The sequence below is a fragment of the uncultured Paracoccus sp. genome (genome assembly GCF_937873615.1).
Taxonomy (GTDB): domain Bacteria; phylum Pseudomonadota; class Alphaproteobacteria; order Rhodobacterales; family Rhodobacteraceae; genus Paracoccus.
Genome location: NZ_CALMYP010000006.1, coordinates 1 through 22,910 on the forward strand (window position 1 = coordinate 1; position 22,910 = coordinate 22,910).

A 22,910-nucleotide genomic window follows, 5' to 3' on the forward strand; every position below is an offset into this window, starting at 1 on the left:
GAGTATCCCAAACCGCATGGGCCGGCCCGGATACACAAAGTTCAGGACACTCCCCCTTTGACAGCGCTTCGGCCAGTGTCGTCATGATCGTGGTCTTCTTCGTCTCGCTCGCACTCGGCGTTCCGGTCGCCTTCGCAATGGTGCTGGGTGTCGTCACCACAACATGGAGCGGCGGTCTGCTGCCCACCTCGGGGATCATTCAGAACATGGTTGCGGGATCGAGCAAATTCATCCTGCTCGCCATCCCGTTCTTTCTGACGACAGGCTATTTGCTGAATATCGGTGGCCTGTCGACGCGGCTTATCGACTTCGCTTCGGCCCTGTTCGGTCATTTCCGTGGCGGCCTTGCGCAGATCAATGTCTTCAACAGTGTGCTGGTGGGTGGCATATCGGGATCGTCCGGCGCAGACGCGGCCAGCACGACCAAGGTGCTGGTGCCGCAGATGGTCAGTTGCGGTTATTCACCCGCCTTCGCCTGCGCCGTCACTGCCGCGTCGTCGGTGCTGCCCAATGTTCTGCCTCCGGCCATCGCCATGCTGGTCTACGCGTCTGTCTCCAACGTCTCGATTGCCAAGCTGTTCGTCGCGGGCATCGTGCCGGGCCTGCTGATCGCGGCAGCCCTTATGATCTGCAACAATCTGATCGCCCGCAAGCGTGGCTACGAGAAATCGGGGACGCGTGCGTCTTGCGAAGTCGTGCGCAGGACCTTCCTGCGTGCTCTGCCGGCGCTGGTCATCGCTGTTGCCGTGCTTGGGTGCATCCGCTTTGGCATTACAACGGCAACCGAGGCCGGCGTCATTGCGCTGGTTTGGGCCTTCATTCTCGGCAAGTTCGTGTTTCGCGAATACAACTGGCGCCAGCTTGGCCGGTCTTTGGCCGATTGCTGCGTCGACAGCGCGCTGATCGGCTTTCTGATCGCCGCGTCGGTGCCATTCGCATGGGTTCTGATCGCCGACGGCCTGCCACAGCAACTTGTCGGATTCGCCCGCGATTACGCGCTTGGGCCAACGGCGCTGATTGCGGTGTTGGTGCTGACCCTCTTCGTGGCCGGTTTCTTTCTCGACCTTACGCCTGCAATCCTGACCGCAGCGCCGCTGTTTCTGCCTTTGCTTACTGCCGCAGGGTTCGACCCGGTGCAGATCGGGATCATCATTGATCATCAATCTGCAGCTTGGCGGTCTGACACCCCCTGTGGGCATCCTTGTCTTCATTACGGCCCAGATCAGCAAAACCCCGGCTTCGTCGGTCTTCCGCGAGGTGATGCCTTTTCTCGCTGCGATCATGCTGGTGTTGATGCTGGTATGCGCAATCCCCGCCTTGACGCTAGGACTGTGGGCGTTGATCGGCTGATCATGGCTTCGGCGTCCGGTCGGCGAGATATTGATAGTCACTCCGGTCCAAAGTTCGGACACCGCGCGATTGGCGAAGTGTCGTGTCTGGCTTGGGTCCCCGTGGTAAAGGAACGCTTACCTGTGCCGAGGTCGACTTTTTGATAACGGCTTTACCACCTGACTTGCGGATACCTTCGCCGGCACAGACAAGACTGCGCATCTGCGTCGAAGGGCAGAGTTGTCCCGCAATGCGGCCATCCCCAACCGCCTCCACAACGACGCCTTGCCGCGCAACTGACCTCGTACAAACCATACCCGCGCCCCTCCCGAACCCGCCTTCAAAACTTGTCGACAAATAAAATACAAACCATATAATCGCCCCATGAACAGGCCGATTCTGGCCCTCGACGACGTGACACACAGGAGACGCGACATGGACAGGCAGATCTTCTTTGGCACCATCCCGGCGCTGATGACCCCGTGCAGGGACGACCGCACGCCCGATTACGACGCCCTTGTCGCCACCGGCAAGCGCATGATCGAGGCCGGCATGTCGGCCGTGGTCTATTGCGGGTCGATGGGCGACTGGCCGCTGCTGACGGATGAACAGCGCATGGAAGGCGTCAAGCGCCTGTGCGACGCGGGCGTTCCGGTCATCGTCGGCACCGGGGCGATCAATACCGCCAGCGCCGTGGCCCATGCCGCCCATGCCCAGAAGGTGGGCGCAAAGGGGCTGATGGTGATCCCGCGGGTGCTGTCGCGCGGCCCTTCGCCCGCCGCGCAGAAGGCGCATTTCAAGGCCATCCTCTCGGCCGCGCCGAAGCTGCCGGCGATCATCTATAACAGCCCCTATTACGGCTTCGTCACCAAGGCCGACCTGTTCTTCGCGCTGCGGGCCGAACATCCGAACCTGATCGGCTTCAAGGAATTCGGCGGTCCCGCCGACATGACCTATGCGGCCGAGAACATCACCAGCGGCAATGACGAGGTGACGCTGATGGTCGGCGTCGATACCGGCGTCTATCACGGCTTCGTCAATTGCGGCGCGGTGGGTGCGATCACCGGCATCGGCTCGGTCCTGCCGAAGGAGGTGCTGCATCTGGTCGCGCTCTGCCAGGCGGCAGCCAAGGGCGATGTCGAGGCCCGCGCCCGCGCGAAGGAGCTGGAAGAGGCACTGGCGATCCTGTCCTCCTATGACGAGGGGCCGGACCTGGTGTTGTATTTCAAGCATCTGATGGTGCTGAAGGGCCACCCTGAATTCACCCTGCATTTCAACGAGACCGACGCGCTGTCGGACAGCCAGCGCGGCTATGCCGAACAGCAGCTGAAGCTGTTCGACGCCTGGTATGCCGACTGGTCCAAACAGGGTGGTGCGGTGCGGAAATACGCCGCCTGATCCCAAGGTTCTGAAACGTCAGACGCGCCGCAATCGCTTGCGGCGCGTCTTGCGTTCAGCCGGCCAGCAGCGCCGCATTGCCGCCCGCAGCCGTGGTATCGACGCAGAGATGCCGTTCATGCGCGACATGGGCGAGGTCGGGCATGGCGGTGATCAGCGGCTGGATCTCGCCCTCGCGCGCTGCCAGCGCCTGCGCATAGGCGCGGCCGGTGTCGGCATCGCCCCACCAGATCGCCGCCGAAAACCCCTGCAATTCGCCAAGCGCCGCCGCATCCAGCGCGCCATCGACGCGCAGGGCCTGCCCGCCAAGCGCCTCGACCGCCGCCGCCTGCGCCGCCGCCGCGACCTTGCCGGGACCGAGACACAGAACCGGCGCCCGGGCATGGGTGGACAGCCGGTTCAGCTCTCCGGTCGGGCCGGGCATGATCTCCTCGGTCAGTTCCTGCGGGCTGGCCTGCGCGAGGGCTTTTGCGATGGCAGCCGGATCGGCGGCACCGGCGGGCTTGCCGGCAGGCAGGCTTGCGGTTTCGGGGGCGTAGAAGCGCGGCAGATAGTTCGGCCCGCCCGCCTTCGGCCCGGTGCCCGACAGGCCCTCGCCCCCGAAGGGCTGGCTGCCGACGATGGCGCCGATCTGGTTGCGGTTGACGTAAAGGTTCCCGACATGGATCGCATCGGCGATTTCCTGCACGCGGCTGTCGATGCGGGTATGCAGCCCGAAGGTCAGCCCGAAGCCGCGCGCGTTCACATCGGCGATCACCCGGTCCAGATCGGCGGCGCGGAAGGCGGCGACATGCAGGACCGGGCCGAAGATCTCGCGCTCCAGATCGCCGATGCCGTCGACCTGGATCAGCGTGGGCGCGATGAAGGTGCCGGTTTCGGGCGCGGGCCGCTGGTGCAGCACGCGGCCGCTTTGGGCATCGACATAGGCGCCGATGCCGTCCCGGGCCTCGGCGTCGATCACCGGGCCGACATCGGTCGACAGAAGCGCCGGATCGCCGACGACAAGCTGGTCCATCGCGCCTTTCAGCATCTCGACCAGATGGGGGGCGACATCCTCCTGCACATAAAGGCAGCGCAGGGCCGAGCAACGCTGCCCGGCGGAACGGAAGCTGGAGGCGACGATGTCGCGCACCGCCTGTTCGGGCAGCGCGGTGGAATCGACCACCATCGCGTTCAGCCCGCCGGTCTCGGCGATCAGCGGCGTGCCGGGGGCCAGGTTCGCGGCCATGGCGCGCGCGATCCGCCGCGCGGTTTCGGTCGAGCCGGTGAAGACCACCCCCCCGATCCGCGCGTCCGAGGTCAGCGCCGCGCCCACCGTCGCGCCCTCGCCCGGCAGCAGTTGCAGCGCATGGACGGGCACGCCCGCCCGGTGCAGCAGGCGCAGGGCGATGGCGGCGATCAGCGGCGTCTGCTCGGCCGGCTTGGCGAGCACGGCATTGCCGGCCATCAGCGCCGCGGCGATCTGGCCGGTGAAGATGGCCAGCGGGAAGTTCCACGGGCTGATCGCGGTGACGATGCCGCGCGGCGCGCCACCCTGCCTTTCGCCTTCGGCGGCGTAATAGCGCAGGAAATCCACCGCCTCGCGCAATTCGCCCACGGCGTCGGGCAGGGATTTCCCGGCCTCGGCGGTCAAGGCGGCGAAGATCTCGCCATAAGCGGCCTCATAAAGATCGGCGGCGCGGCGCAGGGTGGCGGCACGCTCGGACGGGGTCGCGTCCCAGACCTGCGCATCGGCGATGGCGCGGGCGGCGGTGGCAGCATCGGCCTCGGTCACCTGGGCCACGGTCTCGCCCGTGGCGGGGTTGAGGATCGGCCGCGTCGCCCCCTTTGGCACCGAAACGGTGATCGGGGCGGCATCGGGCAGCTGTGCGGGCGCGGCGGCGGCGATGTCGGCCAGCACGGCCTCGTCGCTCAGATCGAAGCCCTGCGCATTCGCGCGGCCCGCGCCGAACAGATCCGCCGGGGCGACAAGCGCTGCCGGTGCCGCCGCCGTTGCCAGCGCGGCGAAGGGATCGCGGGCGATTTCGGTTGGCGGCACGTCCTCGTCGACGATCTGATGCACGAAGGAGGAGTTCGCGCCGTTTTCCAGCAGGCGGCGGACCAGATAGGCCAGCAGGTCGCGATGCGCGCCGACCGGGGCATAGATCCGGCAGCGGCCCCTGGTCTGCCGGATGACGATCTCGTGCAGGCGCTCGCCCATGCCATGCAGGCGCTGGAATTCGAAATCCGTGTCCCCGACCATGTCGAGGATCGCCGCGACCGTATGGGCGTTATGGGTGGCGAATTGCGGATAGATGCGGTCGGCATGGCCGATCAGCCGCCGCGCATTGGCGATATAGCTGACATCGGTTTCGACCTTGCGGGTGAACAGGGTGAAGCCTTCCAGCCCCTCGACCTGGGCGCGCTTGATCTCGGTATCCCAATAGGCGCCCTTGACCAGCCGGACCATGATCCGGCGGTCCAGCCGTTCGGCCAATGCGTGCAGCCAGTCGATGACCAGCCCGGCGCGCTTGCCGTAAGCCTGCACGACGACGCCGAACCCGTCCCAGCCGGCCAGCGAGGGGTCCGACAGCACCGCCTCGATCACCTTCAGCGAGATGACCAGCCGGTCCTGTTCCTCGGCGTCGATATTCATGCCCATGTTCGCGGCCTTGGCGGCACGGGCGAGGTCCAGCACCACCGGGACCAGTTCTTCCATCACCCGCTCTTCCTGCGCGACCTCGTAACGCGGATGCAGCGCCGAAAGCTTGATCGAGATGCCGGGATTGGCCTGCACCGACCCCTTGTCGCAGGATCCGGCGATGGCGCGGATGGCGGCGCCGTATTCGCGGGCATAGCGCGCCGCATCGGCCTGCGTCATCGCCGCCTCGCCCAGCATGTCATAGCTGTAGCTGTAGCCCTGCTTCTCCATCTCCTTCGCGCGATCCAGCGCCGCGCCGATGGTCTGGCCCAGCACGAATTGCCGGCCCATCTCGCGCATGGCGCGGGTGACGGCGGTGCGGATCACCGGTTCGCCCAGCCGGCGGATGGCGCCGCGCAGGGTGCCGACGATGCCCGGCTGGTCGTCGTCCAGCACCTTGCCGGTCAGCATCAGGGCCCAGGTCGAGGCATTGACCAGCGACGAGGTCGCCTCGCCCAGATGCCGGCCCCAGTCCGAGGGGGCGATCTTGTCCTCGATCAGCGCATCCATGGTGGTCTTGTCGGGGACCCGCAGCATGGCCTCGGCCAGACACATCAGCGCCACGCCTTCGCGCGTCGACAGCCCGTATTCGCCCAGGAAATGCTCCATCAGCGTCGGCTTGTCCTCGGCCCGGATGCGGGTGACCAGTTCGGCCGCATTGGCGCTGATCCGGGCGCGCGCCTCGGGCGAGAGGGCGGCTGTGGCGACGAGTTCGTCCAGCAGCGGCGCTGCGGGGCGGAATTTCGCTTCGGTGGTGAAGGCGTGAAGGCTGGCGGCAGGCATGGAAATCTCCCTTGATCGGGCAGATGTAATCGCTTGACGGTGGACGATGCGCCCATAATGGGCCAGATTGGCAGGCAGACCGACTTATTTTTGCAAGGGCGATAGACCATGACCGGGATGGACAGCATCAATCGCAGGATTCTGGCCGAACTGGTGTCGAATGCCCGCATCCCGATCACCGAACTGGCGCGCAAGGTCGGCCTGTCGAAGACCCCGGTCGCGCAGCGCATCCGCCAGATGGAGGAGATGGGCCTGATCCAGGGCTATCGCGCCATCCTGTCGCCGCTGTCGCTTGGCCTGACCCATGTCACCTATGTCGAGGCGCGGCTGAACGACACCCGCCAGAAGGCGCTGGAGCAGTTTAACGACGGCGTGCGCGCGATTTCCGAGATCGAGGAATGCTACATGATCGCCGGCGGCTTCGATTACCTGCTGAAGGTGCGCTCGCGCGACATGACGCATTTCCGGCAGATCATGGCCGAACGCATCTCGGCCCTGCCGCATATCCACGCGACGACCAGCTATGTCGCCATGGAGGCGGTGGTCGAGCAGAACTGGACCGAGATCTGACGCGTGAAACAAGCCGGCCGGATCGTCCAAGGGCCTTGACGTCACGCCGAATTATGACGCGCCGCCTTGCGCCGACAGGTTTCAGGTAGGAACCTGAAGTCGCACCTGTCCAAGCGATTCGGAAGACCGAGATGACCCGCATCCTTCACCGTAATATTGGCCCCGAACTGCCCCGCGCCGTCGCGGGCGATGGGGTCTGGATCACCGATGCCGGGGGGCGGCGCTATATCGACGGCTCGGGCGGGGCGGCGGTGACCAGCCTCGGCCATGGCAATGCCGAGGTGCTGGACGCGATGCGCGCGCAGATGGACGCCATCGCCTATGCCCATACCTCATTCTTCACCACCGACGCGGCGGAATCGCTGGCCGAGAGGCTGATCGGTCTGGCGCCCGAGGGGCTGGACTATGTCTATCTCGTCTCGGGCGGGTCCGAGGCGGTCGAGGCGGCGCTGAAGATGGCGCGGCAGTATTTCGTCGAAATCGGCCAGCCGCAGCGCCGCCATATCATCGCCCGCCGGCAAAGCTATCACGGCAATACCATCGGCGCGCTGGCGACCGGCGGCAATGCCTGGCGGCGGGCGCAGTTCCAGCCGATCCTGCCCGAGACGCATCACGTCTCGCCCTGCTACGCCTGGCGCGACCAACGCCCGGAAGAGACGCCGGACGATTATGCCGCCCGGCTGGCGCAGGAGCTGGAGGACAAGATCCTCGAACTCGGCGCCGATCAGGTCATCGCCTTCGTTGCCGAGCCGGTGGTCGGCGCGACGCTTGGCGCGGTGCCGGCGGTGCCCGGCTATTTCCGGCGCATCCGCGAGGTCTGCGACCGCTACGGTGTGCTGCTGATCCTCGACGAGGTGATGTGCGGCATGGGCCGGACCGGCACCATCTTCGCGCAGGAACAGGAAGGCGTCAGCGCCGATATCACCACCATCGCCAAGGGTCTCGGCGGCGGCTATCAGCCGATCGGGGCGACGCTGCTTTCGGCTAAGATCTATGACGCGTTCAGGAACGGCTCGGGCCTGTTCCAGCACGGCCACACCTATATCGGCCACCCCATCGCCGCCGCAGCCGCCGACAAGGTGGTCGAGATCATGTCGCGCCCCGGCCTGATGGAAAACGTCAACGCCATGGGTGCGCGTTTGCAGGAAGGTCTGGAAGCCGCGCTCGGGCAGCATCCGAATATCGGCGATATCCGGGGCAGGGGGCTTTTCCGCGGCATCGAACTGGTCGCCGACCGCGACACCAAGGAACCGCTGGACCCGGCGCTGAAGACCCATGCGAAGATCAAGAAGGCGGCGATGGCGCGCGGGCTGATGTGCTATCCGATGGGCGGCACCATCGACGGAGTGCGCGGCGATCATGTGTTGTTGGCGCCGCCTTATATCATCGCCCCCGAGGAGGTGGACCAGATCGTCGAGCGGCTGGCTGGCGCGATAAAGGATGTGATCGGATAGACAAGCGCCGCTTGTCCCGGCGGTTTGTGTCATCGTCCCGGTGCGGCGCAGTCCCCTGCGGCCGCGCAGCTGCTTCCATCCTGCCGGTTCAAACTTCGGGCGGATACCAGAGGCCGCTCTCGCCCCGCTCAAGAAGCGGGGTGGCGAAGCAGCCTCGGGTCCTGCTCGTCCAGTCGTCGGTTTCGGACAACAGGTCGCGCCACCGATCAGATTGCAGCATCGCCGCACCAATGACGACTGGCGCGACATCGACCGCATCAAGCAACCGCAGCGCGGCTTGCATCGATGCACCGCTGGAAATCACATCGTCCACCAGTGCAACCCTGCGCCCCTGAATCAGCGGCAGCATCCGAGGATCTACATAAAGCCGCTTGGTCTGATCGGGCGTGGTGATCGAGGATAGCGGAACAGAGAGCGCCTCCTCGTACCAGAACTTGCGCGAATTCCCGAGCGGTACATAGCGGCCATGTCCAAGCCGCTTCGCAACCTCGGCCGCAAGCGTCAGACCGAGCGTCGGCAGCCCGACCACGATTTCGGGGTCCAATGGCGTCAGGCGGGCCGCAAGATCGTCGGCCAGGGCGCTGACGACCGGGAAGCTCGCCTGGTTGATGATCAGCGAGGCAAGGGCGTGCCGGCCATCGGCCAGCGGTCGGATCGGCAACATGATCTGCCGGCCATCGGCCAAGGTCGCCGGGTAGGCGCGTTCGTGACCGATGGTCGCCGAAAAGCTGCCCGGCGGGAAGATCTCTTGCCAAAAATCATGCGGTTCCATCCGGTTCCCTTACCTATCCGCAAGCTCACGCTCGACCAGGCGGGTCCAGAAGCGGACGCCATTTTCGATGGCCGCATCGTTGAAATCATAGGCCGTATTATGGTGCAGCGCGCCATCTTGCGCCGGACCGTTGCCAAGCCAGACATAGCAGCCGGGTGCCTCATGGGCGAAGAAGGCGAAATCGTCGCCGGCGGTCGAGGGCGGGAAGGCCGTGCGAACCTTCTGACCGAAAACCTCGCGCGCCGCCGCGAGCGCCCGAGCGGTGGTGTCGGCCTCGTTGATGACCGGGGGAATGCGGCGGATGAAGCGATATTCGGCGGCAATTCCGAACATCGCAGCCGTGCCTGTTGCGAGCCGCCCGATCTCTGCTTCAAGCTGGTCGCGGACTTCGGGGGAATAGGCGCGCGCCGTGCCGCCGATCTCGGCGATGTCGGGGATGACGTTCAGCGCCTGCGGATCGCCCGCCCGGACCGAACAGGCGCTGACCACCGCCGGTTGCAGCGGATCGACGACACGGCCGACGATGGTCTGCAGCGCGGCAAGAAAACTGCCCGCCGCCGTTACCGGGTCGCGCCCCAGATGCGGCTTGGCGCCATGTGTTCCAGTGCCGCGAAAAGTCACCAGCCAACTGTCGGACGAGGCAAGCTGCGGTCCTTCGACCACGGCGATCTCGTCCACGTCGAGGCCCGGCATATTGTGCAGCCCATAGACGGCATCGCAGGGGAATTTCTGGAACAACCCCTCCTCGACCATACGCCGGGCGCCGCCCCTGCCCTCCTCGGCTGGTTGGAAGATGAAATGCACAGTGCCCGAGAAATTCCGGCGCCGCGCCAATGCGCGCGCAGCGCCGATCAGCATGGCGGTATGGCCGTCATGGCCGCAGGCATGCATCCGGCCCGGAATCGTGGAGGCATAGGGGCGGTCGGCGGTTTCCGGCATTGCCAGCGCATCCATGTCGGCGCGCAGGCCGATGGTCCGCCCGCCCGTGCCCGCACGAAGCGTTCCGACGACGCCGGTTTCCGCCAGCCCGCGATGAACGTCGAGGCCGGCTTCCTCCAACAGCCCGGCAACGATGTTGCTGGTCCTGATCTCCTCAAAGCCCAGCTCTGGATGGGCGTGCAGGTCACGGCGCAGCGCGACGAGGAAGGGCATATCTGTGTCAGTCATCTGTATATCCAGCGCAGCGTTCGTGTGTCATGGCAGCACCTCGATCACCGGCGAGGCGATGACCTCTCCGGTTTCGACATCCGCGATGCCCCGGTCGGTCTGGTGGGGTCCGGTATTGCAGGCCAGCGTTGCGCCGAAACAGGCCTTGAAGACCAGATAGGGCGGCTGCCACGTCACGATTTCATCCATTGCGCTGCGCAGGGCCGCGAAGTCCCGTGCCACCTGTCCTAATGCCGCGGGCGAGATGAGGCCTGAAACCGGCAGTTCCAGCAGCGCCGTGACCTCGCCCCGGTGGACCACGGCCATGCCGCCGCCTGCCGCGATCACGGCATTGGCGGCGGCGGCCATATCCTCGGGCGATGCGCCGAACACGGTCAGGTTATGGCTGTCATGCGAGACGGTGGTGGCGAAGGCACCCCGCCAGTCGCCCCATTCACGCAGGAAACCAACCCTCGGTCGGCTGTCGGCAAGCCCGTGGCGATGGGCGACGGCGATCAGCGTGACCCCCGGCGGCGGGACCACGAAGCCGCCTTCGACCTCTGCCTCGATCTTGCCCCAGCGGGTGAAGCGTGGGCGGTCGATGCTGCGCAGGATGACGCGCCGCCCCTTGGACGGAATCCGGAAATCGTCCGGCACCAGCGGATCGAGCTTCACCGAATGTTCAAGCCCGACCCTGTCCGCCTCGGGTTGTGGGGTTTTCAGGCGGCCAGCCTCGGCCACGACCGCGCCGCTTGCGATGACCGCCCGCGCCCGGAAGTCGGAGAGGTCATCAAAGATCGCGATATCGGCCCGCCGCCCTCCCGCTATCAGCCCGAGATCGTCCCGCCCAAGCCGGCGCGCGGCATTCAGCGTCGCCGCCTGAAGCGCCCATTCCGGTGCCAGCCCGTATCGCACCAGCCGCCGCACCACATCGTCCAGCCCGCCGCCGGTTTCCAGATCGTCGGGGAAAACGTCGTCGGTGCAAAGCGTCACCGTCTGCGGCAACTGGCCGAGCGCGTTCAGCGCCCCAACAAAGCCCGGCAACAGGTGGTCGTGAGAGCCGCGAAGCTCGATGGTCAACCCGGCGCGCAGCTTTTCCAGCAGGTCCGCGCCCGAGGTCAACTCGTGATCCGACGATACGCCCGCCGCCTGAAAGGCCGCGAGATCGGCGCCCGACAGACCGCGCGCGTGGCCGCAGACGGGCTTTCCGGATGCGAGGCCGGCATTGACGATGCCGCTCATACGCGGCCCGCTGTCGATCACACCGCGCATGTCCATGACCTCGGCCAGACCGCCGATGTCGGGCCGGGCCAGCATCTCGGCAACCGCATCCGGGCCAAGATCCGCCCCCGCCCGTTCAAGGCCGGGGGCTGACGGGACACAGGACGGGGCCAGCACGATGAAGCGCAATGCCAGAGAGCGCGTGGCCGCAATGGCGTGATCGACACCGGAAAGGCCGTGGACATTGGCCAGTTCATGCGGGTCCCAAACGACCGTGGTGACCCCGCGCGGCAGCACCGCACCGGCATAGCTTGCCGGGGTAATCATGGAACTTTCGACATGCATATGCGTGTCGATCAGTCCGGGCGTGACAAAGCCGCCCGCCGCATCAAGCGTGGTCGCGGCATCCGTGCGGCTGCCCGGTGGATGAACCGAGGCGATGAGCGGACCGACGATCCCGACATCGGCGGGGCGATGTTCCAGCGTCACCATGTCCAGCACCGTGCCGCCCGCGATCAGCAGATCGAAGGGGGCATCGCCACGCGCCGCCGCGACCGCACGCCGCCGCAACGCCGCATCGGTAAGGTCGCGGATGTCGCATGCTTGGTCCGTCATGCCCGCCCCGCCTCGGCCAGCAGCGCCGAAAGGATGAGGCCGCGCACCGCCTCCGCGTCGCAATCGGCGGCATAGGCGGCATTGAACTCGGCATGGCTCGGGCGCGTCTCGACAACGGTGCGGCCACGGGTCAGCGCACCGCAGCATTCGACGGCGATATGGGCGGGCGCGAAGGTGACCAGATCGGGTCGGGCGAAGGCAACCGCCGCCGCCGGATCGTAAAGCGCCATGGCAGGCCGTCCGCGACTGGTGGCGATCTCGACATAGCCGGCCAGCAGATCGGCCAGCAGATCGGCATTACTTCCGCCCGCCGAACTTAGCGGCGCGATATCCTCTGGGCCGACCAGAATCCGGCGGCAGAAATCCAGATCGACCATGCGAAGCGGCAGGCCATGCGCCAGAATGATCGCCAGTGCCTCAGGGTCCGCCAAAGCGTTGAATTCGGCCGAGGCGGTGTGATTGCCACGGCTCAACCCGCCGCCCATCCAGACCAACTCATCAATCCGACCGGCAAGGTCGGGCCGCGCCAGCGTCAGCGCGGCGAGGTTGCCAAGCGGGCCGAGCGCCAGGATGCGGCGCGGTGCCGGTGCCGCCTCCAACCAGCGGCAGAGCGCGGCGAAGGCGTCATGCGCCGGGCTGGTTGTCACGTCCGGCAGCGTTTGACCGCGCGTCGGGATGCCGCTTTGGCCAAGAATGTACTCAGCCGTCTGCAACTGCCCCATGACCGGACGCGCCGCCCCGGCATGGATCGGGAAGTCCCAACCGAAAGCCGTCGCTGCGCCAACGGCGTTACGGCACACCTGTTCAAGGGTGCTGTTGCCGAAAGACAGCGACACGCCGTCGATGGTCAGCCCGGAATGCTGCACCACCAGGATCGCGGCAATGTCGTCAAAGCCCATGTCGGTGTCGATCCAGACCCCCATCGCATCAACCCAGCACTTGCAGCGGGGCGGCGCTGTCGACCGGCAGGTCGAAGGCAACCTCGGCCCCCAGCGGATAGGCGGGCAATGCGGCATCGGTCTCTGCCTTGATGGTGCCGAGCGGGGTTTCCAGAACATATTCGCGGCTCGACCCGGCGAAAGAGACCCCGCGCACCCGGCCCTGCAACGGTCCGGTGCCGAGCGGCACGGCGCGCGGGCGCCAGGCCAGCCCGGCGGCATCAGGCAGGGGCCGACCGGGTGCGATTTCGCCGGCATCGGTCGCCAGACGATCGCCTTTGATGCGGGCGATATTCTCGAATCCGACGAAATCGGCGACGAAGGCAGAAGCCGGGCGATTGTAGATGTCTTCCGGCGTGCCGATCTGCTCGATGCCACCGCCGCGCATCACGACGATCCGGTCGGCAAGCGCCAGTGCCTCGACCTGGTCATGAGTGACGAAGATCATCGTCACGCCGCTTTCCTTCTGCACGCGCTGCAATTCGGTCCGCATCTCCAGCCGCAGCCGGGCGTCCAGATTCGACAGCGGCTCGTCCAGCATCAGCAGCTTGGGCTGCATCACCAGAGAGCGTGCCAGCGCCACCCGCTGCTGCTGGCCGCCGGAAAGGTCGGGCGTCTTGCGCCCGGCAAAGTCCGACAGCCCGACTGTGGTCAGCCCTTCCTCGACACGGGTTCGCAGCGCCGTGCCGCTCAGGCCGTGCAGCTTCAGCCCGAAGGCGACGTTATCGAACACGGTCAGATGCGGGAACAGGGCGTAGGACTGGAAGACCAACCCGATCTCGCGCCGGTTGGCCGGCACGCGGGTGATCTCGCGCCCGTCGAGTGTGATGCGCCCGCCAGCCACCGGCATCAGCCCGGCGATGGCGCGCATCGTCGTGGTCTTGCCGCAGCCGGATGGCCCCAGCAGGGCCACAAGCTCGCCAGCGGCGATGGACAGGCTCAGCCTGTCGACGGCGACGGTTTTACCGTAAGCGAGGGTCAGCCCCTCCAGCACGAGATAGGCATCAGACATAGCGCGAGAACCCCAAAAGACGTTCGGCGGCAAAGACGACCGCCATGGACATGAAGGCGAGAAGCGACGACAGCGCGGCGATGGAGGGATCGAAGACGATCTCCATATAGCCCAGCATGTCGATGGGCAGCGTGCGGACGCCCGGCCCCGACAGGAACAATGAGACCGGCACCTGGTTGAAGCTGGTCACGAAGCCGAGGATGAAGGCCGCAAGGATGCCACCCCGGATATTCGGCAGGATGACGCGGAAGAAGGCGCCCATCCGCGACGAACCGAGAAGGACAGCCGCCTCTTCGATATCGGTGCGAAGATTGGCCAGACTGGCCGAGACGACCCGCACCGCATAGGGCAGCACCAAGGCCGTATGGGCAAGAAACAGCGCCAGCGTGATCGACAGCCCGACCGGAATGACGAAAAAGCGCAGCAGCGCCAAGCCGACGATGATGCCCGGCACGATGATCGGCATGGAGACCATGAAGCGCACGGTCTCGGACCCCGGCAGGCGATAGCGTGACATGGCGTAAGACGCCGGAATACCGAGGATCAGCGCCGCAAGCGTGCTGCCGACAGCGAGGAACATCGAGATCGCGAAGCTCTGCCGGAAGCTTTCCACCGTGAAGACCTTGACGATCCACTTGAGCGAGAACCCCTGCGGCGGGAAGGCCAGCGTGTCGCCGGCCGAGAAAGAGGCGGCGACAATGATGATGAAGGGTCCGATCAGGAACCCGAGAACCAGTAGCAGGACGATAGGGCCCGCAGTATTGCGCATCATGATTTCCTCCGCACGCTCGCGATCCTGCGCAGCAGGATATTCGCGGCAAAGCTCATCGAGATCAGGATCAGGGCGATGACACTGGCCGAGGCGAAATCGCTGGCGACAGTGACCCGCTGGTAAAGCAGCGTCTCCAGCATCAGCACCTTCGATCCGCCGAGGATCGCGGGGGTGATATAGGCCGTCATGGCGCCGGTGAAGACAAGCGTGCCGCCGATCACCAGCCCCTCGCGGGTCAGGGGCAGGATCACTTTCCAGAAGACCTGAAACCAGTTCGCCCCCAGCACCCGCGCCGCAGGCACCACATCGCGCGGCAGGTTTTCCAGCGCGCTGATCAGCGAAATGATCATCAACGGCAGGAACAGTTGCAGAAGCCCGATGAAGACCGCCGTCTCGGTGAACAGGATACGCAGCGGCTCGTCAGTCAGGCCGACGAAGGACAGCGCCTGATTGACGATCCCGGTGCGTCCGAGAATGACGATCCAGGCATAGGTCCGCGCCACCGGCGAGATCATCAGCGGCAGCACCACCAGCCCGATCATCCGACCCTTGGCCGAGGCGGGCAGGGGCACGATGGCGTAAGCCGCCGCATAGCCCAGAACCGCCGCAACCGCAGTCACCAGGAAGCCTAGCTTCAGCGTGCGCAGGAACACTGCCCGGTTGAGCGGTGAGGCGAAGAAATCGATATAGGCCGAGATGCTCCAATGCCCCGGGGCGCGGAACCCCTCGGAAAGCAGAAGCACCACCGGCACCAGAAAGACCGTGGCCGCGAAAAGCGCGGCAGGCAGCGCGAGCGCCAGGGCCTCCTTGCGGTTCTGGAACATGTCGGGGAATCCTTGCTTGGTCCGGCGGGGCGAACGGCCCCGCCGGATCTATCAGGTAAATGTGCTTACTGGCCGACCTTGGCGTTCCATTCCTCAAGCCAGGCGTCGCGATTATCGAGCAGCATCGCCGAGGGCATCAGATCAAGGCTTTCGGCGGTTTCGGCGCCATAGGTGATGTTGTTCGCCACCTCGTCCGAGACCTGCACCTCGGCATTGGCCGGGCTGTCAACCATGGCCTCGGCCAGTTTGGTCTGCACTTCGGTCGACAGCCAGAAATCCATGAACTGAAGGGCGAGGTCGCGGTTCTGCGAGCCCTTGGTGACGACCATGACATTCATGCCGCCGCTTTGCCCTTCGCTCGGCGTCGCCCAGGCGATCGGCAGGTCCAGCTTCGCCAGCGGCGCCCATGCAAAGCGCCCGATGGGGGCGGCCCAGATCTCTTCCTGCTGCATCAGCTGCACGAGTTGCGAGGATTTCACATAGAAGGTGACAATCTCGTCCTTCTGCTCGCCGATGGCCGCGATCGGGGCCTCAAGGTTGGCGGTGTCGGAACCGAGCGCCTTGCCAAGCATGTAAAGCGCCGGCGGTCCCTGGTTGGTGGTCACGTTGGGAAAGGCGATATGCGATACCACGTCTTCCTTGAGCAGATCAGCCCAGGATTCGACCGTCATCTTGTCGCTGCGATAGGCAATGGAGGTGGCGTAGAAAGTATAGCCGACACTCATGCCGTCGCCGTTCGGATCCTTGGCGAAGTCGTAAAGCTTGTCGTAATTCGTCAGCTTCGCGTGGTCGACCGGATCGATCAGCCCCTTCCGGCTGGCATCAAGCGCATCCGCCATCGACACCACCGCCATGTCGATCACCGGGCTGGCCTTGTTGGCCTCGATCTTGGCAAGGCGCTCGACGCTGTTGCCGGTTTCCACGACCAGTTTGCAGCCGCACTGGGCCTCGAACGGGTCATAGACGATTTCCTTGAACTCATCCTGCGCGAAGGCATAGACCGAGATCGTCAGCGTCTTTTCCTGAGCCTGTGCAAATCCTGCCGAAAGGACGAGGGCGGCTGTGCCGGCAAGCAGTGTCGTCTTCATGTTGGTTCTCCTTGTTGGGGTGTTTTCTTTGCTTTGATCCGGGCGGGCGCGGTTGTCTGCCGAATGACCAGGGTCATCGGCACACGCGGATGTTCGGCGCGCGCGGGCGATGGTGCGGAGGGCGCGCCAGCGGCGTCCTCGTCGATTGTGCGCAGCAATGCGGCGATGGCCCTTTCTGCAACCGCCTTCATGTCGGTGCGCGCGGTTGTAATGCCGGGTGCGATCACCGAGGAAAAGGACAGGTCGTCAAAGCCGGTCAGGCTGGCCTCCTCGGGGACGCGGATGCCCGCACGCTGCAATTCGGTCAGAACGCGCAAGGCGATAAGATCGGAAACCGCGGCAAAGGCGGTGATGCCCTGCCCGACCAGCGACGGCAGCCCCAATGGTGCGGTCTCGCCGTGGCCCCGCGCATGGTCTTCCAGCCAAAGGATGTCCATCTGCGCCCCGGCCATGCCGAGCCGCGAGCGCAATCCGCCGATGCGGTCATTCTGGACCACCGACCCAGGATTGTTGCCGATCAACAGGAAACGGCGGTGACCGAGCGACAGCAGGTGATCGGCGACCAGTTCGCCACCCTGCCAGTGATCGGCGGACACCGTGTTGCCGGGGGTCGAGGGGCTGTCGATGACGGCAAAGGGGCAGCCGATATCCGTGATTCGGGTGCTGTATCGCGGCACGATGACGACGCCGTCCACACCCAGCTCCATCAGATGGCTGATGGCCTCGGTCTGCCCTGCGATGGTCCCCCGGGCGTCTGCGATCAGCACACCGTGGCCAGCCTCGGAAGCGGCATTTTCGATGGCGCGCGCGATCTGCGGGAAAAGCGGGTTGCTGATATCGGGCAGCACCAGACCAAGCACCTGCGCCCTGCCTGTGCTGAGGGCCCGCGCCGTTCGGCTGGGTCGGTAGCCCAGTTCGCGCGCCGTATTGCGGATCCGACCGGCAAGCGCCTCGGACACGCGACCCTTGCCCGAAAGCGCGTTCGACACCGTCGCCACCGAAACATCAAGCGCGGCGGCAATCTGGTTCAAATTCGGTCGAGGGCGTCCGGCGTTCATCGATCCGCGAGGTGATTAAGCGTTTAACCTACGCTAGACGATTCGTTTCGCCTTGTCGATTCTCGAATTTCGACCTGCTCGGCGAACCCGTGGCACCGGACCACCGCATGACGCGGATGATCCTGGCGGCCATATGGTCCAAAGCCGTCGCTTCGCCGTTCCGGGGGGTTATTCCATGCACGCTCCCGCGACAGTCTGATTCACCGGCTGCTCATGTCGCGGGAGCGGCATAACCCGTCGTTCTATGTGGGGGAGGGACACAGACGGGTTGGCTGTTTCATATCGAATCTCGTCTTCTAGAGGCCCGCCCGCCGCGATGTAGCGGTCGTTTCGGTTCGGGGGTCAGGCCAATCCTTTGGATCTTCGCGGCGATCTCCATGAATTCGCCGCTGAGTGTTGCGCCCAGATAGGGGGCGAGGTCAAAGACGCCAGTCTCGATCTGCTTCCCGGCCCTTTTGAGCAGCACGAGTGCTGCCTTGGCCTGGGGCGGCAGGCCCGCAGGATCGCCTGACTGGATGTCGTGGCTGATGACGTTGTCCAAGATGCTGCCTTTACGTTGCTGATTGAGCGAGCATTCGGCCCAGGTGGGTTGATTTCAGATTATCCGCAAAGGTCCCGTCTCCGATAGATTCGCAGTTGTAGAGAGCGGGAACGATTCCGTATCTTTGTGGGCCATTCGATGGGGCCAGACGACAGAATCCGGGTCTTGCTGCTACTGTTGGGTGCAATTGCCAGACGTTGCGACCGGGGCTATCATTCAGGAATGAACGATGGATCCTTTGTCGATGGGTGAAAGCAAGCTCGAAAGGCACTCGACAGGACGCGCGCTCGCTTCGGCGGTGCTCCTGGAGAAGGTCGTGCGCGACGCGTATGAGAAGCGGCAATCCTCGGAAGTTCAGCCGCTGCAATGGTCCATCCTGCGCTATCTCAGCATGTCGAGCGAGGACCGCAGCACGATCAGCTGGATCGCGGGCTTTCTGGGCATCACCCATGCCCCCGTCGTGCGCGCCGTTAAGACGTTGCAGCAGCGCAATTACGTCGCCTTGCACCCCAACCCTGCCGACGGTCGCAGCAAGATTGTCCGGCTGTCCGAACAGGGTTTGGCCCAGTTGAACGACGACCCGCTTCTGGCCGTGGCCGAGCGGATTGAAATGCTGGCGGAGGATGAAAAGATGGCCTTGATCTCGTCTGTCAAACAACTGATTTCGAATAGGAATTTTGAAGGGGAGGAAAGCGATGGCGTCGATCCTTCTCGTTGACGACAACACATTGGTCATTGCTGCCTTGACGGACCTGCTTGAAGCGGACGGCCATGACGTGATCGCGCATGAAGGCGTGGCCTCGGCCGTCGCATTCATCGAGGGCGGGACCCATGTCGATGTGGCCTTGATTGACTACTGGTTGTCCGGAGAAACGGCTGAGCAGGTGCTCGTTGCCTTGCGCCGGACACGCCCGGATGTGGCGGTTGTGCTTATCACCGGCGGCAGCGAAACGGCCAGTGTGGAAACAACCCGTTGGCTGGGCGTGTTGGACGGCATCGACGGCTTTCTTCAGAAGCCGTTTCTGCGCGAGGATCTGCGCCTGCTCTTTGAGAAACTCGGGCTGTGATCAGGCGGGCGGCGTGCTTAGCAGATCGGCATAGGTTCTGGGCAAGTCGCTCAGGCTGAAGAATGAGGGCGTATGCGCCTCCTCGATCAGTTTGCGTGGCGACATGTCCAGCTTCTCGATGACGAGACGCGAAAGCCTGGGCATATCCGGCAACTCATCCCGGGTGATCGCGTGAAAGCCGATCAGCGTGTTGGACGAATGTTCCGAGAGCCGCGTCGGCTTTGCATAGGCCATGGAGATCATTTGCGACGGCTGCGCGAAGAACGTCAGGAAGACATAACCCTGATCGGCAATGTGCAGGCAGATTCCGCGATACTCGCGATCCTTCAACCGGGTTCCTTTGGGGAAGAATTCGCGCGGGGCATAGCCCCGGATGACCATGGCGCCATCCTGTCGCGAAATCCGAAACAGCTTGCGAAGGATGGTATTCTTGCGCGCGGCACACCATTGCCACATGGCATATAGCCCGTCGTCCAGGGCGCCGCCATCGTCGAAGAAATCATGCTCGGATACTGCAAAGCCAATCGCGGACATCCACGACACACTATGCGCGGGCTTCGGGCCAGAGCTTTTCACCAGCATCATCTCACCCAGAAGACTTTCGTTCAGCGGATCGGTGAGGATGCGGGCATCAACCATGAAATAGTCGCAGATCTTCTTGAGGACATGGGGTTTGGGAAAGCTCTCGGCGCGAAGATAGCGTTGAAACTGAATGCGCCCGATATCCAGATCGTTGCGGACCTTGGTCTGGGTGCCTACCAGCGAGGTCAGCAGACGAAGATTGTTGCCGAAGACCGGCAGAACCGATGTGGCTGCGACGAAATTCGTGGGCGCCCGCTCTCTCTTGAGCTTCAAAATGTTCTGTTCCAGCATCTTTGGATCCGGCAGCTGGCAGCTAGGCCTGTCAGCAACCGCCTTCTGCTATGAAAGGAATATTAAGTGCTAATAGCACATAATCTACCGTTAAGCAAGTTTGACGGCATTTCACAAGCCGTTTCCCGCTCATTCCGCGACGTCGCGGGGCAAACTTGTCAATCGGGGCTTACTTGTGAAGGCCACTGACCCAATCACAGGTTTTGAATGAGAAGGTCCAGTTCCGACCAGGCAAAGGGCTTTTCAAGGCGGGCGTCAAACAGGCTTGCCGTTCCGTTGGGCCGTTCGCTTTCCATGTTTCCGCTGATGAGAATGACCCTGCTGCCACTTGCGCCACCACGGATGAGCCGGGCAATATCGACCCCGCTGCCATCGCCAAGGCGGAGATCGGTCACGACGACATCGAAGGGTCCGTCGGCCTGCAACCGATGCGTGGCTTCCGCAACAGATGTGGCCGTGGTCACACGATATCCCCGGCCGTCCAGATAGGTGCGCCCGACCTCGCAAATGTCGGGCTCATCATCCACGAGCAGCACCGTCCTGCCTTGATCCGGCGCAACAAGCGGGCGCTCGCCCCGCTCCTCTGCGGCTTCGACCGCGTCCCAGGGGGCGCGCGGCACGGCGATCATGAAGCAGGCGCCGTGCCCGACCTCGCTGCGGAATGACAGCTTGCCGCCGAATTCTTCGGCCACGTTATAGGCCAGCGTCAGCCCAAGCCCGGTGCCCTTCTCGGCCGGTTTGGTGGTGAAGAACGGGTCCATGATACGCTGACGAATATTCTCTGGAATGCCAGGGCCGTCATCCTCGACGGTAAAGACGATGAAATTCTCGCGCGCGGCGCCAACAGGCAGATCGTCGTCAGGTCCGGCCTCGCGCAAGGTCAGCCGGATAGGCCCCTTGTCGTCGATCGCATCGCGCGCATTGATCACGAGGTTGAGCAGCGCATTTGTCAGCCGGGGGCGGTCCACGCTGATATAGGCATCATGGACGCCAATCTCGCTGCTGATGCGGATTTCATTGCCGATCCGGCCCTTGAGAAGCACCTGTAGATCCCGCAGGATCTCCGCTGCGTTTTCGATACTGACCTCGGCTCTGGATTTGCGCAGGAAGGTCAGCAGGGTGCGGACCACCGACCTGCCCTGCCCAACGGCGGCCATGGCGATGTCGAGGCTCCGCTTGCTTTCGGGCGAAGGGTTGCGGCTCTGCTCCAACTCGATGGTGCCAGACAGGATCGCGAGGATATTGTTCATGTCATGGGCGATACCGCTGGCGAGGATGCCCAGGGATTCCAGCTTTTGCCGCTGAAACAATTCCTGCGCGAAGGCGCGGGCCTCGGTCTCGTCCGAAATCATCAGGGCCTCGCCGCCATCGCCCAGATCGATGCCGATCAGATGCAGAATGCGGTTATCCTTGAGTTCGACGTCGATGTCGAAAAGGTTTTGCCCATCGTTGCCCGACGCCATCCGGCGGGTGATCCGGCGTGTGACCGAGCGGACCCCCTCTGCGGCTTCGAGCCTGTCGATGAAGGCCTGAGCATCCTTGCCGAATTTCTCGGCCGCAACTTCGCTCAGGCAGTCCAGAATTGGCGCATTGCGGTTGTACCAGGTCAGATCCCCGGTCGGAGAAATGTGCAGCGCAGCGCGATTGGCCACGGACAGGATCTGCTGGATAATGCGGATATACTGCTCGTTCAGCGAAATCTGTTCTTCAAGCCGGGTGACGGTCCGGGCAAGGTCGTGGCGCTGTTCCAGCAGATCCTCGATGATCGAGTGGATGAAGCGGGCACTGTCGTGGATTTCGGCGAAGCGGAAATTCTCCGCGCTCGGCAATGGCACGGTATCGCTCTTGCCAGCCCGGCGAATCCAGCTTGAAAGCGCGCGCAGCCCGGAAATCAGTGGCAGGCTGGTCGTCCAGTAGATCGACGCCGACACCAGCACGATGATCATTGCCGCTTGCAGCAGGATTGCCAGCAGGCTCGGCTCGATCAGGTTGCCCGCAGTTTCACCGACCATCACCTTGACCGACAATTCGCCCTGGCGACCCGAAGAGACGTCGATCTTCCTTTGCATCTCCAGGTTCGATTCCCCCCAGATCCCCTGCAGCATGTCGATGACCCAGGAAGTCGGCGGCGGCGGACGTTCGGAATGCGCGAGCACCTCGCCGAAATCGTCTTTCAGCGTCGCCGAGAAAATGCCGGTCGCGTTCAGCAAGCCGTCAGTGACCTTCTGCGCCTGAGTGCGGTCCAGATATTCGACCGCCAGTTCCGCCGGTCCATTGGCGCCGATCAGGACGGAGTTGACGGTTTCAATCTCCCACCGATGCAGCGCCCCTCCCGCAAGGAGCACGGTGATGGCAACCACAATGACGGTCAGGCCCGCGACCAGGCCAGAGGTCAGGCGAAAGATGCGGTTGACACTCGGGATCGGCGAACCATTTGCGCCGATCAGCCGCCCGGTTTTGTCCTGCTTGCTGTCGGCTTGCGTCTGCGGCCTTACCCGTTGGTCGAGGTCCATGTGACGATACTAGCGCTGCTGGCCCGGCGAGCAGTCCCGGTGCTGGCTTTGGTGCCAAAGCGCATCGGCTTCACCAGTTGCGCCGCCATGACCCATCCGATCACTGAAGCCCAGGTAACTGACGATCATCATACCACTCCTTCCAGATCTGATCGAATGTCCCATCGTGCCGGGATTCCCGATAGGCGGCGCGCAAATCGTCGCGCAATCCGGGATCGACATGCAGGCTGGCGGTCAGGTGATTCGTTGCCGGCTT

Annotated in this window: 19 protein-coding genes and 1 pseudogene; 7 read left to right on the plus strand and 13 right to left on the minus strand. The window is 64.3% G+C overall.

What is annotated here, in order from left to right; genetic code table 11:
• Nucleotides 1-137: 137 nt before the first annotated feature.
• From Q0330_RS19200 to Q0330_RS01900, 3 genes and pseudogenes are all read left to right on the plus strand, one after another.
• Nucleotides 138-1,094 (plus strand): annotated as a pseudogene (locus Q0330_RS19200) (TRAP transporter large permease); the annotation flags it as partial.
• Nucleotides 1,095-1,191: 97 nt separating this feature from the next.
• Nucleotides 1,192-1,350 (plus strand): hypothetical protein, encoded by a 159-nt coding sequence (locus tag Q0330_RS19205; protein WP_366518284.1) that lies wholly within the window; start codon nt 1,192-1,194, stop codon nt 1,348-1,350.
• Between the two features lie 414 nt (nt 1,351-1,764).
• Entirely contained in the window at nt 1,765-2,727 is a 963-nt protein-coding gene (locus tag Q0330_RS01900) for a dihydrodipicolinate synthase family protein (RefSeq protein ID WP_299473703.1), read from the plus strand.
• Between the two features lie 55 nt (nt 2,728-2,782).
• Here Q0330_RS01900 and putA read toward each other — a convergent pair whose 3' ends face one another.
• The gene (putA, locus tag Q0330_RS01905; protein WP_299473541.1) at nt 2,783-6,190 is read right to left on the minus strand and encodes a bifunctional proline dehydrogenase/L-glutamate gamma-semialdehyde dehydrogenase PutA; all 3,408 of its coding nucleotides are present in this window, start codon (nt 6,188-6,190) and stop codon (nt 2,783-2,785) included.
• A gap of 108 nt (nt 6,191-6,298) precedes the next feature.
• Between putA and Q0330_RS01910 the strand changes: the two genes are divergently transcribed.
• The gene (locus Q0330_RS01910) at nt 6,299-6,760 is read left to right on the plus strand and encodes an Lrp/AsnC ligand binding domain-containing protein (protein WP_299473544.1); all 462 of its coding nucleotides are present in this window, start codon (nt 6,299-6,301) and stop codon (nt 6,758-6,760) included.
• 131 nt (nt 6,761-6,891) lie between these two features.
• The gene (locus tag Q0330_RS01915; RefSeq protein WP_299473547.1) at nt 6,892-8,214 is read left to right on the plus strand and encodes an aspartate aminotransferase family protein; all 1,323 of its coding nucleotides are present in this window, start codon (nt 6,892-6,894) and stop codon (nt 8,212-8,214) included.
• An 88-nt stretch (nt 8,215-8,302) separates the two neighbouring features.
• On the opposite strand, the gene Q0330_RS01920 is transcribed toward Q0330_RS01915, so the two are convergent.
• From Q0330_RS01920 to Q0330_RS01965, 10 genes are all read right to left on the minus strand, one after another.
• The gene (locus tag Q0330_RS01920) at nt 8,303-8,986 is read right to left on the minus strand and encodes a phosphoribosyltransferase (protein WP_299473550.1); all 684 of its coding nucleotides are present in this window, start codon (nt 8,984-8,986) and stop codon (nt 8,303-8,305) included.
• Between the two features lie 9 nt (nt 8,987-8,995).
• Entirely contained in the window at nt 8,996-10,153 is a 1,158-nt protein-coding gene (locus Q0330_RS01925) for a M20 aminoacylase family protein (RefSeq protein ID WP_299473553.1), read from the minus strand.
• 27 nt (nt 10,154-10,180) lie between these two features.
• Nucleotides 10,181-11,968, minus strand: coding sequence for an adenine deaminase C-terminal domain-containing protein (locus Q0330_RS01930; RefSeq protein ID WP_299473556.1), 1,788 nt, complete (start codon nt 11,966-11,968; stop codon nt 10,181-10,183).
• Nucleotides 11,965-12,891: a nucleoside hydrolase gene (locus Q0330_RS01935; RefSeq protein ID WP_299473599.1), complete on the minus strand. Its 927-nt coding sequence runs from the start codon at nt 12,889-12,891 to the stop codon at nt 11,965-11,967. Before Q0330_RS01935 ends, Q0330_RS01930 begins: the two co-directional genes overlap by 4 nt.
• 4 nt (nt 12,892-12,895) lie before the next feature.
• The gene (locus Q0330_RS01940) at nt 12,896-13,918 is read right to left on the minus strand and encodes an ABC transporter ATP-binding protein (protein WP_299473602.1); all 1,023 of its coding nucleotides are present in this window, start codon (nt 13,916-13,918) and stop codon (nt 12,896-12,898) included.
• Nucleotides 13,911-14,687, minus strand: coding sequence for an ABC transporter permease (locus Q0330_RS01945; RefSeq protein ID WP_299473605.1), 777 nt, complete (start codon nt 14,685-14,687; stop codon nt 13,911-13,913). The genes Q0330_RS01940 and Q0330_RS01945 overlap by 8 nt, the downstream gene beginning before the upstream one ends.
• Entirely contained in the window at nt 14,687-15,514 is an 828-nt protein-coding gene (locus Q0330_RS01950; protein WP_299473608.1) for an ABC transporter permease, read from the minus strand. The genes Q0330_RS01945 and Q0330_RS01950 overlap by 1 nt, the downstream gene beginning before the upstream one ends.
• A 65-nt stretch (nt 15,515-15,579) precedes the next feature.
• On the minus strand, nt 15,580-16,602 hold the full coding sequence (locus Q0330_RS01955; protein ID WP_299473611.1) for an ABC transporter substrate-binding protein: 1,023 nt from the start codon (nt 16,600-16,602) through the stop codon (nt 15,580-15,582).
• Nucleotides 16,599-17,633: a LacI family DNA-binding transcriptional regulator gene (locus Q0330_RS01960; protein ID WP_299473614.1), complete on the minus strand. Its 1,035-nt coding sequence runs from the start codon at nt 17,631-17,633 to the stop codon at nt 16,599-16,601. The genes Q0330_RS01955 and Q0330_RS01960 overlap by 4 nt, the downstream gene beginning before the upstream one ends.
• 304 nt (nt 17,634-17,937) lie before the next feature.
• The gene (locus Q0330_RS01965) at nt 17,938-18,201 is read right to left on the minus strand and encodes a hypothetical protein (protein WP_299473617.1); all 264 of its coding nucleotides are present in this window, start codon (nt 18,199-18,201) and stop codon (nt 17,938-17,940) included.
• Between the two features lie 229 nt (nt 18,202-18,430).
• Here Q0330_RS01965 and Q0330_RS01970 point away from each other — a divergent pair, with 229 nt between their 5' ends.
• A complete protein-coding gene (locus tag Q0330_RS01970) occupies nt 18,431-18,919 on the plus strand; it encodes a MarR family transcriptional regulator (protein ID WP_299473619.1) in 489 nt (162 codons plus the stop codon).
• Nucleotides 18,897-19,268: a response regulator gene (locus tag Q0330_RS01975; protein ID WP_299473622.1), complete on the plus strand. Its 372-nt coding sequence runs from the start codon at nt 18,897-18,899 to the stop codon at nt 19,266-19,268. The genes Q0330_RS01970 and Q0330_RS01975 overlap by 23 nt, the downstream gene beginning before the upstream one ends.
• Here the strand turns inward: Q0330_RS01975 and Q0330_RS01980 are convergent, their stop codons facing one another.
• Together Q0330_RS01980 and Q0330_RS01985 are read right to left on the minus strand one after the other, a co-directional pair.
• Entirely contained in the window at nt 19,269-20,141 is an 873-nt protein-coding gene (locus Q0330_RS01980; protein WP_299473626.1) for a hypothetical protein, read from the minus strand. It abuts the gene before it with no gap.
• Nucleotides 20,142-20,335: 194 nt separating this feature from the next.
• A complete protein-coding gene (locus Q0330_RS01985; RefSeq protein WP_299473629.1) occupies nt 20,336-22,654 on the minus strand; it encodes an ATP-binding protein in 2,319 nt (772 codons plus the stop codon).
• Nucleotides 22,655-22,910: the final 256 nt, after the last annotated feature.

Coding starts and splice junctions, on each gene's coding strand:
- Q0330_RS01900 (WP_299473703.1), top strand. CDS start 1,765: ATGGACAGGCAGATCTTCTTTGGCACCATCCCGGCGCTGATGACCCCG.
- putA (WP_299473541.1), bottom strand. CDS start 6,190: ATGCCTGCCGCCAGCCTTCACGCCTTCACCACCGAAGCGAAATTCCGC.
- Q0330_RS01910 (WP_299473544.1), top strand. CDS start 6,299: ATGACCGGGATGGACAGCATCAATCGCAGGATTCTGGCCGAACTGGTG.
- Q0330_RS01915 (WP_299473547.1), top strand. CDS start 6,892: ATGACCCGCATCCTTCACCGTAATATTGGCCCCGAACTGCCCCGCGCC.
- Q0330_RS01920 (WP_299473550.1), bottom strand. CDS start 8,986: ATGGAACCGCATGATTTTTGGCAAGAGATCTTCCCGCCGGGCAGCTTT.
- Q0330_RS01925 (WP_299473553.1), bottom strand. CDS start 10,153: ATGACTGACACAGATATGCCCTTCCTCGTCGCGCTGCGCCGTGACCTG.
- Q0330_RS01930 (WP_299473556.1), bottom strand. CDS start 11,968: ATGACGGACCAAGCATGCGACATCCGCGACCTTACCGATGCGGCGTTG.
- Q0330_RS01935 (WP_299473599.1), bottom strand. CDS start 12,891: ATGGGGGTCTGGATCGACACCGACATGGGCTTTGACGACATTGCCGCG.
- Q0330_RS01940 (WP_299473602.1), bottom strand. CDS start 13,918: ATGTCTGATGCCTATCTCGTGCTGGAGGGGCTGACCCTCGCTTACGGT.
- Q0330_RS01945 (WP_299473605.1), bottom strand. CDS start 14,687: ATGCGCAATACTGCGGGCCCTATCGTCCTGCTACTGGTTCTCGGGTTC.
- Q0330_RS01950 (WP_299473608.1), bottom strand. CDS start 15,514: ATGTTCCAGAACCGCAAGGAGGCCCTGGCGCTCGCGCTGCCTGCCGCG.
- Q0330_RS01955 (WP_299473611.1), bottom strand. CDS start 16,602: ATGAAGACGACACTGCTTGCCGGCACAGCCGCCCTCGTCCTTTCGGCA.
- Q0330_RS01970 (WP_299473619.1), top strand. CDS start 18,431: ATGGATCCTTTGTCGATGGGTGAAAGCAAGCTCGAAAGGCACTCGACA.
- Q0330_RS01975 (WP_299473622.1), top strand. CDS start 18,897: ATGGCGTCGATCCTTCTCGTTGACGACAACACATTGGTCATTGCTGCC.
- Q0330_RS01980 (WP_299473626.1), bottom strand. CDS start 20,141: ATGCTGGAACAGAACATTTTGAAGCTCAAGAGAGAGCGGGCGCCCACG.
- Q0330_RS01985 (WP_299473629.1), bottom strand. CDS start 22,654: ATGGACCTCGACCAACGGGTAAGGCCGCAGACGCAAGCCGACAGCAAG.